General features: G+C 68.5%; 11 protein-coding genes. 4 read left to right on the plus strand and 7 right to left on the minus strand.

The genetic code is table 11. The annotated features are described in order from the left end of the window. Window positions 1-50 precede the first annotated feature (50 nt). A complete protein-coding gene (locus ACFWGJ_RS34865) occupies window positions 51-1,439 on the minus strand; it encodes a serine hydrolase domain-containing protein (protein WP_387332613.1) in 1,389 nt (462 codons plus the stop codon). Window positions 1,440-1,512: 73 nt separating this feature from the next. After that, window positions 1,513-2,994 (minus strand): replicative DNA helicase, encoded by a 1,482-nt coding sequence (dnaB, locus tag ACFWGJ_RS34870; protein ID WP_387332615.1) that lies wholly within the window; start codon window positions 2,992-2,994, stop codon window positions 1,513-1,515. Between the two features lie 459 nt (window positions 2,995-3,453). Here dnaB and ACFWGJ_RS34875 point away from each other — a divergent pair, with 459 nt between their 5' ends. Then, window positions 3,454-4,791 (plus strand): MATE family efflux transporter, encoded by a 1,338-nt coding sequence (locus ACFWGJ_RS34875; RefSeq protein ID WP_387332617.1) that lies wholly within the window; start codon window positions 3,454-3,456, stop codon window positions 4,789-4,791. Window positions 4,792-4,984: 193 nt separating this feature from the next. Here ACFWGJ_RS34875 and rplI read toward each other — a convergent pair whose 3' ends face one another. From rplI to rpsF, 4 genes are all read right to left on the minus strand, one after another. Continuing rightward, window positions 4,985-5,431, minus strand: a complete 447-nt coding sequence (rplI, locus tag ACFWGJ_RS34880) for a 50S ribosomal protein L9 (RefSeq protein ID WP_210881436.1) — start codon at window positions 5,429-5,431, stop codon at window positions 4,985-4,987. An 18-nt stretch (window positions 5,432-5,449) separates the two neighbouring features. Next, entirely contained in the window at window positions 5,450-5,686 is a 237-nt protein-coding gene (rpsR, locus tag ACFWGJ_RS34885) for a 30S ribosomal protein S18 (RefSeq protein ID WP_003949403.1), read from the minus strand. A gap of 60 nt (window positions 5,687-5,746) precedes the next feature. Continuing rightward, window positions 5,747-6,355, minus strand: a complete 609-nt coding sequence (locus tag ACFWGJ_RS34890) for a single-stranded DNA-binding protein (RefSeq protein WP_384271957.1) — start codon at window positions 6,353-6,355, stop codon at window positions 5,747-5,749. 78 nt (window positions 6,356-6,433) lie between these two features. Continuing rightward, window positions 6,434-6,724, minus strand: a complete 291-nt coding sequence (gene rpsF / locus ACFWGJ_RS34895) for a 30S ribosomal protein S6 (RefSeq protein ID WP_028804085.1) — start codon at window positions 6,722-6,724, stop codon at window positions 6,434-6,436. A 275-nt stretch (window positions 6,725-6,999) separates the two neighbouring features. Between rpsF and ACFWGJ_RS34900 the strand changes: the two genes are divergently transcribed. The 3 genes from ACFWGJ_RS34900 (at window position 7,000) to ACFWGJ_RS34910 (ending at window position 9,691) form a co-directional block, all read left to right on the plus strand. Then, window positions 7,000-7,314, plus strand: coding sequence for a hypothetical protein (locus ACFWGJ_RS34900; protein ID WP_387332620.1), 315 nt, complete (start codon window positions 7,000-7,002; stop codon window positions 7,312-7,314). 158 nt (window positions 7,315-7,472) lie between these two features. Continuing rightward, entirely contained in the window at window positions 7,473-8,594 is a 1,122-nt protein-coding gene (gene femX / locus ACFWGJ_RS34905; protein WP_210881439.1) for a peptidoglycan bridge formation glycyltransferase FemX, read from the plus strand. A gap of 65 nt (window positions 8,595-8,659) precedes the next feature. After that, entirely contained in the window at window positions 8,660-9,691 is a 1,032-nt protein-coding gene (locus ACFWGJ_RS34910; RefSeq protein ID WP_189771406.1) for an alanine racemase, read from the plus strand. A 96-nt stretch (window positions 9,692-9,787) separates the two neighbouring features. Here the strand turns inward: ACFWGJ_RS34910 and ACFWGJ_RS34915 are convergent, their stop codons facing one another. After that, window positions 9,788-11,308 carry a glycosyltransferase family 87 protein gene (locus ACFWGJ_RS34915; RefSeq protein WP_387332623.1) on the minus strand — a complete coding sequence of 507 codons (1,521 nt, stop codon included), beginning with the start codon at window positions 11,306-11,308 and terminating at the stop codon, window positions 9,788-9,790. Between the last annotated feature and the right edge of the window lie 162 nt (window positions 11,309-11,470).

Below are 11,470 nucleotides of genomic sequence, written 5' to 3' on the forward strand. Positions count from 1 at the left end.
AAACAGGACGCCCCTCGCCATGCCACAGCCGTCACCGCAGCCAGAGGCGGCTACTCGATCCCGCGCCACCCCTCGGGGTCCACTCCACCCGGGACCGGAGCGCCCTCACCGTACGGCTGACGCGTGAACACGAACGAGCCGAGGTCCAGGTGGGTCACCGACCCGTCAGGCCCCTCAACGGCCCGTAGAAGCTCACCGGCGTAATAGCCGTCGCGCCCGGTCCAGGTCCCGTCGCCCTCGGCACGGAAACGCGAGCGCCGGCCAGCGCCCGCCAGGGGCCCGAGCGTCACACCCCCGTCGGACGTGAGACGCAGCGCGAAGGCATGCGTCCCCCAGTACCAAGGCCCGGCCAACTCCAGTACAAAACGGTCGACTTCGGGCAGTGGGCGCCAGGGCTCGGGGATCCGAGGCTCGGCCTCCGCGACGATACGCACGAGGTCGGCGGCGACCGTCGCCACCGGCGGACCCGAGGTGCAGTTCGCGAGCACGACGGCGGCGAGGTCGTCCTCGACGCTGATCATGAGCCCGGCGACAAAGCCCGGGAGGGAACCGCCATGCCCCACCAGGGTCCGGCCGTTCCGATGCTGAACCTGCATACCGAGGCCGTACGCGGCACCGGCCGCCACCTCCTCCGGTTCGGCGGGCGCGGCGGGCGTCCGCATCTCCCGTACGGACTCCGCGCTGAGCACCCGGTCGTCGCCCCGCGCGAGGAAGACCGCGAAGCGCACCAGATCGCCACTGGTCGACCAGAGCTGACCGGCCGGTGCCATCAGCCCCAGGTCCTCGACCGGCTCGGGAAGCATGACGTCGGCCCAGGGGTGCACGGCCCAGCCGCCCGCATGAGGCGCCTGCGGCTGTCCGCTCGTCCGGTGCAGTCCCAGCGGTTCGAGCACCTCCCTGCGCAGGACCTGCTCCCAGGGGGCGCCCCGCAACTCCTCGATCAACGCGCCCAGCAGGGTGTAACCGGGGTTCGAGTAGTGGAACCGCCGGCCGACCGGATGCCGGTGCGGCTGCTCGCCCAGGACGTCGGCGAGCTCGGGACGCAGCGAACCGGGAGTGCGCTCCCACCAGGGACCGGGCGACTCAGCAGCCAACCCGGCGGTGTGCGCGAGGAGTTCGGCGATCGTCGCCTCCCCCGCGCCGGTGCCCGGGAGATGCTTCTCCAGCGGATCACCGAGGTCGAGCAGGCCCTCGTCCCGCAGCCGCAGAATCAGGACGGCCGTGAAGGTCTTGGTGATCGAGCCGATGCGGTACTGCACGTTCTCGTCGGGTCCATGACCGTCCACCGAGGTACGGGACCCGTGCCAGACCGTCTCCCCGCCCCGCACCACCGCCGCGACCAACGACGGCGCACGCCCCTCGGCCTGAGCGGTGGCGATTCTGTGCAGCAGGGTCCGGCGCGTGGCGGGCAGCAGTTCTTCGGCGGAAGTCGTCGTCATGGCCCCAGTCCACCTGCCCCGGCGCCCCGCGTCGAGCGCATTCGGCCCCGGCTCGGCGGCTCCTGAGGTGAGATCAGGTCTGTGCCATGTCCACGAAGCGGGAGTAGTGGCCCTGGAAGGCGACCGTGATGGTGGCCGTCGGGCCGTTACGGTGCTTGCCCACGATGATGTCCGCCTCGCCCGCGCGCGGTGACTCCTTCTCGTAGGCGTCCTCGCGGTGCAGCAGGATCACCATGTCCGCGTCCTGCTCGATGGAGCCGGATTCACGGAGGTCGGAGACCATCGGCTTCTTGTCGGTGCGCTGCTCGGGACCACGGTTCAGCTGGGACAGCGCGATGACGGGCAGCTCCAGCTCCTTGGCCAGCAGCTTCAGGTTTCGCGACATGTCCGAGACTTCCTGCTGCCTGCTCTCGGAGCGCCCCTTGCCGCCCGACTGCATCAGCTGCAGATAGTCGATGATGACGAGCTTCAGGTCGGCGCGCTGCTTGAGGCGGCGGCACTTGGCCCGGATCTCCATCATCGACAGGTTCGGGGAGTCGTCGATGTAGAGGGGAGCGGCCGAGACGTCCGGCATCCGGCGGGCGAGCCGGGTCCAGTCCTCGTCGGTCATCGTGCCGGACCTCATGTGGTGCAGGGCCACACGCGCCTCGGCCGACAGCAGACGCATGGCGATCTCGTTGCGGCCCATTTCGAGCGAGAAGATCACGCTCGGCATGTTGTGCTTGATCGAGCAGGCTCGGGCGAAGTCCAGGGCCAGCGTCGACTTACCCATCGCGGGACGGGCCGCGATGATGATCATCTGACCGGGGTGCAGACCGTTCGTCAGCTGGTCGAGGTCGGTGAAGCCGGTCGGCACACCGGTCATCTCCCCCGAGCGCGAACCGATCGCCTCGATCTCGTCGAGCGCGCCCTCCATGATGTCGCCGAGCGGCAGATAGTCCTCGGTCGTGCGCTGCTCGGTGACCGCGTAGATCTCGGCCTGGGCGCTGTTGACGATCTCGTCCACGTCGCCGTCGGCCGCGTAACCCATCTGCGTGATGCGCGTACCGGCTTCGACCAGGCGGCGCAGGACAGCCCGCTCGTGGACGATCTCCGCGTAGTACTCGGCGTTGGCCGCCGTCGGGACCGTCTGGACCAGGGTGTGCAGATACGACGCGCCGCCGACCTTGGTGATCTCGCCGCGCTTGGTGAGTTCGGCGGCGACCGTGATCGGGTCGGCCGGCTCGCCCTTGGCATAGAGGTCGAGGATCGCGCCGTAGACGGTCTCGTGCGCCGGCCGGTAGAAGTCGTGGCCCTTGAGCACCTCGACCACGTCGGCGATGGCGTCCTTCGAGAGCAGCATGCCGCCGAGGACGGACTGCTCCGCGTCCACGTCCTGTGGCGGCACCCGCTCGAAGGACGAACCCCCGCCGTCCCAGCCACCGCTGTCCGCACCGCGGTCGTGCTGGTCCTCCCGGCCCCGGCCGCCACCGTCGCGGCGCTGTCGGGAGGCGGGCAGACGGTCACTGGGACCGCTGTCGGCCCACGGGTCGTCCAAGGGCTCGGAAATACTCACCGGGCCACCTCCTCCCGTCCGCCGAGCGGACCTCGCCGTGCCCTTTATTCCTACGGCACGACACTGACAAATGAGACGCCCAACTCCGGTTCTGACGCGTCGGTTTTGCGAGGTTTCCGCGAACGGAGGAGGGAGAGGGTGCCGCACCACGGTAGGCCCGCGGGCACCGTCAGCCAATCTGGTTATCCACAGGCCATGTGGACGACGGCCCCGATGCTGTGGAGAACTCCACCAAACCTGTGCACGACCCGGTGGACAGCCCTGTGAACAAGCACTCAGCCTGTTTTCCACACCGGCCCTGACCTGCAACTATCCCGTCCACCGGCTGTGCAGAAGAAAAACTTTCCGACTCGGGCCAAGATCGATGCGAATGGCGCGCCGTGGTCCGTCGCACGAGTTTGCCAGTAAGGGTCGCTAGATAGTTGCATCTCTTACCTGTGGAAGATTAGATTGATGTGCATGACACAGGCTCCAGCGGCCCCCAAGGCCACCCGGCGACGGCACGACCGAGAGATCGTCGCGCTGGCCGTTCCGGCCTTCGGCGCACTCATCGCCGAGCCTCTTTTCCTCATGGCCGACACCGCCATCGTCGGCCATCTCGGCACCGCCCAACTCGCCGGCCTCGGAGTCGCCTCAGCTCTCCTCAGCACAGCCGTGAGCATCTTCGTCTTTCTCGCTTACGCCACCACGGCCGCTGTCGCCCGACGCGTCGGGGCGGGCGACCTCCAGGCCGCCATCCGCCAGGGGATGGACGGTATCTGGCTCGCCCTGCTGCTCGGTATCGCCGTCATCGCCGTCTTCCTGCCCACCGCACCCGCGCTGGTGGATCTCTTCGGAACCTCGGACACCGCGGCGCCCTACGCCATCACGTATCTGCGTATCTCGGCGCTCGGCATCCCCGCGATGCTCGTCGTCCTCGCCGCCACCGGTGTACTGCGGGGTCTGCAGAACACACGGACACCGCTCTATGTCGCCATCGCCGGCTTCGTCGCCAACGCGGCCCTGAACGCGGGTCTCGTGTACGGCGCGGACCTCGGCATCGCCGGATCCGCCTGGGGCACCGTCATCGCCCAGTTCGGCATGGCCGCCGCCTATCTTTTCGTCGTGGTCCGTGGTGCGCGTAAGCACGGCGCCTCCCTGCGGCCCGACGCCGCCGGGATACGCGCCTGCGCCCAGGCAGGTGTACCGCTGCTGGTCCGCACCCTCTCCCTGCGAGCCGTGCTGATGATCGCCACAGCCGTCGCCGCACGCCTCGGGGACGCCGACATCGCGGCCCACCAGATCATCCTGTCCCTGTGGACCCTGCTCGCCTTCGCGCTCGACGCCATCGCCATCGCGGGGCAAGCCATCATCGGGCGCTACCTCGGCGCGGGTGACACCCAAGGAGCCCGCGAAGCCTGCCGACGCATGGTGGAGTGGGGCATCGCCGTCGGAGTCGTACTCGGCGGCCTGGTGATCGTCTGCCGCCCCCTCTTCCTTCCCCTGTTCACCAGTGACACAGCCGTCCATGACATCGCGCTGCCCGCACTGCTCATGGTGGCGCTCTCCCAGCCGATCTGCGGCATCGTCTTCGTCCTGGACGGCGTACTGATGGGCGCGGGGGACGGCCCGTACCTGGCGCGAGCCATGGTGCTCGTGCTGGCGGTCTTCGCTCCGGTGGCCCTGCTCATTCCCACCCTCGGTGGCGGTCTCACCGCTGTCTGGGCGGCGATGACCCTCATGATGACCGTGCGCATGCTGACCCTGTGGCTGCGCACCCGCTCGGGCCGCTGGATCGTCACGGGCGCTACGCGCTGACTGTTTCACGTGAAACGGGCGGGGTTGTTTCACGTGAAACCAGGACACTTCCGTTTCACGTGAAACATGGCACCGGTCAGCCAGGAGCAGGGGCGGCCTGGAGCACCACGACAGAAACAGCACGACAGAACAGCAAGAAGGGCCGCTCCCACGCGGGGTGCGGCCCTTCTTTCAGCTCTGCTGAGCGCAGCGGTCAGGCTGCGACAACCTCGATGCTGACCTTGGCGGCCACCTCGGGGTGCAGACGCACGGACGTCTCGTGAGCGCCCAGCGTCTTGATCGGCGAGCCCAGCTCGATGCGGCGCTTGTCGACCTCGGGGCCACCGGAAGCCTTGATCGCCGAAGCGACGTCGGCCGGGGTGACGGAACCGAAGAGACGGCCGGCGTCGCCGGAGCGGACGGCCAGGCGGACCTTGACGCCCTCAAGGCGCGCCTTGATCTCGTTGGCCTGCTCGATCGTCGCGATCTCGTGGATCTTGCGAGCACGACGGATCTGCTCGACGTCCTTCTCGCCGCCCTTGGTCCAGCGGATGGCAAAGCTCCGCGGGATCAGGTAGTTGCGAGCGTAGCCGTCCTTGACGTCGACGACGTCGCCCGCGGCACCGAGGCCGGAGACCTCGTGGGTGAGGATGATCTTCATGTTTCGGTCACCCTTCCCTTATCGCGCGGTGGAGGTGTAGGGCAGCAGCGCCATCTCACGGCTGTTCTTCACGGCCGTGGCGACGTCACGCTGGTGCTGAGTGCAGTTGCCGGTCACGCGACGGGCACGGATCTTGCCGCGGTCGGAAATGAACTTCCGCAGCATGTTCGTGTCCTTGTAGTCCACGTACGTGACCTTGTCCTTGCAGAATGCGCAGACCTTCTTCTTAGGCTTGCGCACAGGCGGCTTCGCCATGTGTGTCTCTCCTGTTTGATCAAGAAGTGTGGGTACGGCCCACCCTCTTCGGCCCTGGGCCTAAAAGGGGGGCTCGTCCGAGTAGCCGCCACCGGAACCGCCGGAGCCGCCGGAGTTTCCACCCCAGCCACCGCCGCCGCCACCCTGGTTGCCGCCGCCCGCAGGAGCGCTGGTCGCCCAGGGATCGTCGGCGGGAGCACCGCCGCCGCCCTGCTGCTGACCGCCGCCGGAGCCTCCGCCCCAGTTGCCGCCCTGCTGGCCGCCGCCACCGCCGCCGCCGCTGTAACCGCCCTGGCCACCTCGGCCGGTGGTCTTGGTGACCTTGGCCGTGGCGGTCTTCAGGCTGGCGCCGACTTCCTCGACGTCCAGCTCGTAGACCGTGCGCTTGACGCCCTCACGGTCCTCGTAGGACCGCTGCTTCAGCCGGCCCTGCACGATGACGCGCATGCCTCGCTGGAGCGACTCCGCGACGTTCTCCGCCGCCTGACGCCAGACCGAGCAGGTCAGGAACAGGCTTTCGCCGTCCTTCCACTCGTTGGTCTGCCGGTCGAAGGTGCGGGGAGTGGACGCGACACGGAACTTCGCGACCGCCGCACCGGACGGGGTGAAGCGCAGCTCGGGGTCGTCGACAAGATTGCCGACGACCGTGATGACGGTCTCGCCTGCCATGGGGGAACCTCTCGGCGGGTTTGCTGCTGGCTGCTTGGTGCTGCTACTCGATGCCCGAGTTCAGCTGAGCTGGAAAGCTCAGTGGGTCTCGGGACGGAGGACCTTGGTCCGGAGGACCGACTCGTTCAGGTTCATCTGGCGGTCGAGCTCCTTGACGACCGCAGGCTCGGCCTGCAGGTCGATGACCGAGTAGATGCCCTCGGGCTTCTTCTTGATCTCGTACGCGAGACGACGACGGCCCCAGGTGTCGACCTTCTCGACCTTTCCGTTCGCCTCACGGACGACGGAGAGGAAGTTCTCGATCAGCGGCGAGACAGCACGCTCTTCGAGATCGGGGTCGAGGATGACCATGACTTCGTAGTGACGCATGTGTAACCCACCTCCTTTGGACTCAGCGGCCACGGTCGTTCCGTGGCAGGAGGGTTGTGATGCGTTCGCAACGGTATCGGCAGCCACTGACAATCGGACCGCCGATCAGCGAACTGAGCGAGGGACCGTGCCGTGGCCTGGGCAGACACCGGTGCAGACGCTACAGACTACCCGCTCACCGGCTTCCGGTTGAAATCAGGGCCCGGTGAGCGTCAGTCTGTACCCATCGGGTGTGTATGGCGCTACGATGCGCCACCTTCCGCAGGAGGTGCCAGATGGCACAGACATTGCGACCCAACACCGCCGGCTCTCTCTTCGCCACCGACCACAAGCCCCATCCGCTCCAGCACACGCTGGTCGCCGTGACGGTGATCCTCGGCGTCACGGCCTTCGTCTCCGCGATGTTCCACAGCCTCCATCTGCTCAGTTCATGGGCGGGGCTGATCGGCATCGTTACCGGCGCGTACGGACAGTTCGTCTCCGAGACCACGCGGGAACGGTTCGCACTGATCGTCGGTCTGGGTGCCTCCGCCGTCGGCTTCCTCCTCGGCATGGCGCACGGCGGCCTCTTCGGCGGCGTCATCGGCTGACGGCGGCTCCGAGCACGTCTCCAGGGGCCCCGGCCGCACACCGGCCGGGGCCCGGGACGCATACGGCCAGACGGGGCGCTCGCAGGGCGCAGTAGGCTTCGGCGCGAGAGCCGGAGCCCCTGTACCCATGGGGACACACCAGCCGAGGAGCGCCCCGAATGAGCCTGACCCTGAGGACCATCAGCCGCGAGCAGCATCTGGCGTACATCCAGAGCCTGCCCGCGGCCAGCCACATGCAGGTCCCCGCCTGGGCAGATGTCAAGGCGGAGTGGCGCTCCGAGAGCCTCGGATGGTTCGACGACAGGTCCGGCGAGATCGTCGGTGCGGGCCTGGTGCTGTACCGCCAGCTGCCCAAGATCAAGCGCTATCTCGCCTATCTGCCCGAGGGCCCGGTCATCAACTGGTTCGCGCCGAATCTGACCGAGTGGCTGGATCCGATGCTCGCGCACCTCAAGCAGCAGGGCGCCTTCTCCGTGAAGATGGGCCCGCCGGTGATCATCCGGCGCTGGGAGGCCACTTCCATCAAGAGGGGCATCCAGGACCCGGACGTGAAGCGCCTGCGCGACATCGAGGCCGACTTCATCGAGCCGCGCGCCTTCGAGGTCGCCGACAAACTCCGCCGCATGGGCTGGCAGCAGGGCGAGGACGGAGGGGCGGGCTTCGGCGACGTACAGCCGCGCTACGTCTACCAGGTGCCGCTGGCCAACCGCTCGCTGGAAGACGTCCACAAGGGCTTCAACCAGCTCTGGCGGCGCAACATCAAGAAGGCCGAGAAGGCCGGCGTCGAGGTCGTCCAGGGCGGCTACCAGGACCTGGAGGAGTGGCAGCGCCTCTACGAGATCACGGCGCTGCGCGATCACTTCCGCCCCCGACCGCTCTCGTACTTCCAGCGCATGTGGACGGCCCTCAACACCGAGGACCCCAACCGCATGCGGCTGTACTTCGCCCGGCACGAGGGTGTGAACCTCTCCGCCGCGACGATGCTGGTCGTCGGCGGGCACGTCTGGTACTCCTACGGCGCCTCCGACAACATCGGCCGGGAGGTCCGGCCCTCGAACGCGATGCAGTGGCGGATGCTGCGCGACTCCTACGCGCTCGGCGCCACCGTCTACGACCTGCGGGGCATCTCCGACTCGCTGGACGAGACCGATCACCTCTTCGGCCTCATCCAGTTCAAAGTGGGTACGGGCGGGCAGGCCGCCGAATACCTCGGGGAGTGGGACTTCCCGCTCAACAAACTGCTCCACAAGGCGCTCGACATCTACATGTCGCGCCGCTGACGCACCACAATTCGTCTTCACATCTCTGATACACCGCTGCCACGAGAAAGGTTCCAGGTCCGGCCATGGCGCTCACGCTCTACGTCGACACCGCACGCTGGCGGGCGCACCACAAGCACGTGTCCGAGCAGTTCCCGGGACTCGTCCCCGTCTGCAAGGGCAACGGCTACGGCTTCGGCCATGAGCGGCTCGCCGACGAGGCCACCCGCCTGGGCTCGGACGTCCTGGCCGTCGGCACGACCTACGAGGCGGCGCGGATCAAGGACTGGTTCGGCGGCGACCTTCTGGTGCTGACGCCGTTCAGGCGGGGCGAGGAGCCCGTACCGCTGCCCGACCGTGTCATCCGGTCCGTCTCCTCCGTCGACGGGGTCTACGGCCTCGTGGGCGCCCGTGTCGTCATCGAGGTCATGTCCTCCATGAAGCGGCACGGGGTGAGCGAGCGGGATCTGCCCCAGCTGCACGCCGCCATAGAGAACGTGCGCCTGGAGGGCTTCGCCATCCACCTGCCCCTGGACCGTACCGACGGCTCGGACGCCGTCGAGGAGGTCATCGGCTGGATGGACCGGCTGCGCGCGGCACGGCTGCCGCTGCACACGATGTTCGTCAGCCACCTCAAGGCCGACGAGCTCGCCCGGCTGCAGCAGCAGTTCCCGCAGACCCGCTTCCGGGCCCGTATCGGCACGCGGCTGTGGCTGGGGGACCACGACGCGACCGAGTACCGCGGAGCCGTCCTGGACGTCTCTCCCGTCGCCAAGGGCGACCGTTTCGGCTACCGGCAGCAGAAGGTCGCCTCGGACGGCTGGTTGGTCGTCGTGGCGGGCGGTACGTCGCACGGGGTGGGCCTGGAGGCCCCCAAGGCCCTGCACGGCGTCATGCCGCGCGCCAAGGGCGTCGCCCGGGCCGGCCTCGCCACGGTCAACCGGAACCTCTCGCCGTTCGTCTGGGGCGGCAAGCAGCGCTGGTTCGCGGAGCCCCCGCACATGCAGGTCTCGATCCTCTTCGTGCCCTCGGACGCGCCCGAGCCGAAGGTCGGCGAGGAACTGGTGGCCCATCTGCGGCACACCACCACGCAGTTCGACCGCGTCGTCGAGCGCTGACGGCACGGCGCCCCGCGCCGGACCCGCACACCGGCGAAAGGCCGTACACGGACTCCGTGTACGGCCTTTCGTGTGCCTGCCCTTGATCCTGTTCGCTCAGAGCGAACCCGGTTCCCTTCCGCCCGCGCCCTCGCGGGCGCCCCACTCCACGTACGGGCCGTCGAGGTGCGCCGCGTGCCGGGGCGGACGGGCCGCGGGGCCCACGACGAAGACGTCCGGGGCGCCGTCCAGCACACCGCCCGACGGATCGTCCTCTCCGGAGCGGCGCACCACGTCCCTCTCGGGCATGAGGATGTCGCGCACGATCACGGCGCACAGGTACAGCGTCCCCAGGAGGTGGACGGCGATGGCCAGCTGGTAGCCCTCCTGGGGCAGTCCCTTGTGGGCGTCGCCGCTGGTCGTGTAGGCGAGGTACATCCAGATCCCGAGGAAGTACGCGACCTCGCACGCCTGCCAGATCAGGAAGTCCCGCCACTTCGGGCGGGCCAGCACCGCGAGGGGAACCAGCCACAGTACGTACTGCGGCGAATAGACCTTGTTGGTGAGGATGAAGGCCGCGACGATCAGGAACGCCAGCTGGGCGAAGCGGGGCCGGCGCGGAGCGGCCAGCGTGAGCGCCGCGACGCCCGCGCAGGACAGCAGCATCAGTACCGAAGCCCACGTGTTGACGGTGTCCGTGTCGAGCGCCGTGTCGCCGCGCTGGGAGAGGATCAGCCAGAAGGAGCCGAAGTCGACGCCGCGTTCCTGGCTGAACGTGTAGAACTTCGACCAGCCCTCGGGCGCCAGGAGCATCACCGGCAGGTTCACGACCAGCCAGGCGCCCGCGGCGCCGAGCAGGCCGGTGCCGAACGCACGCCACCGGCCCGCACGCCAGCACAGCACGAGCAGCGGCCCCAGCAGCAGCACGGGATAGAGCTTGGCGGCCGTGGCGAGCCCCAGGAGGACCCCGAAGGCCAGCGGACGGCTCCGGGACCACATCAGCATCGCCGCGGCCGTCAGAGCGACCGCCAGGAGGTCCCAGTTGATGGTGGCGGTCAACGCGAAGGCGGGCGCCAGAGCGACCAGCAGACCGTCCCAGGGCCGCCGCCGGTGGGTGCGGGTCACACAGACGGCGATGACGGCCGTGCAGGCCATCAGCATCCCGGCGTTGACCATCCAGTAGACCTGCTCCTGGTCCTGGATGCTTCCGCTGCCCGGCGTGAGCCAGGCGGCGACCTCCATGAACACGCCGGTGAGGACCGGGTATTCGAGGTACTCCATGTCGCCTTCGAGCTTGTCGAAGTACGGCACGAGCCCGTCGGCGAAGCCACGCCCCTGGTAGAGGTGCGGAATGTCCGAATAGCAGGCGTGCGTGTACTGGGAACTGGCCCCGAAGAACCAGGCACCGTCGTAGCAGGGCAGTTTCTGCACCATGCCGAGGGCGAACATGCCGATCGCGACGAGAGCGACGACCCGTACGGGAGTCCACCAGGACGTGCCCGTCAGCGCCCGCCGTCCGAGGGGACCGCCGAACAGTTCACTGCCGGCCGCCGCGACCGGGTCCTCCTTGGTCGGCGGCACCGGATCTGGCTCGTGCACGCTCGCGCGCGTCGTTTCTGCACTGGGCATGCCGCACATCCTGCCGTACGTGTCTGGGAACACGCCTGGGGCGGGCGGGTTGGGGCCCGGCAGGTGACCGCCGGGGCGCCGGACCTCGTAGAACGCGAGTGGTCGGATCGGCGCCCGCGTCCACGCTGACCTGCGTGGCGGCGGTGTTGCACATCATGAGGGTGCCGAAGG

Source organism: Streptomyces sp. NPDC060205, from assembly GCF_042728395.1.
GTDB lineage: Bacteria > Actinomycetota > Actinomycetes > Streptomycetales > Streptomycetaceae > Streptomyces.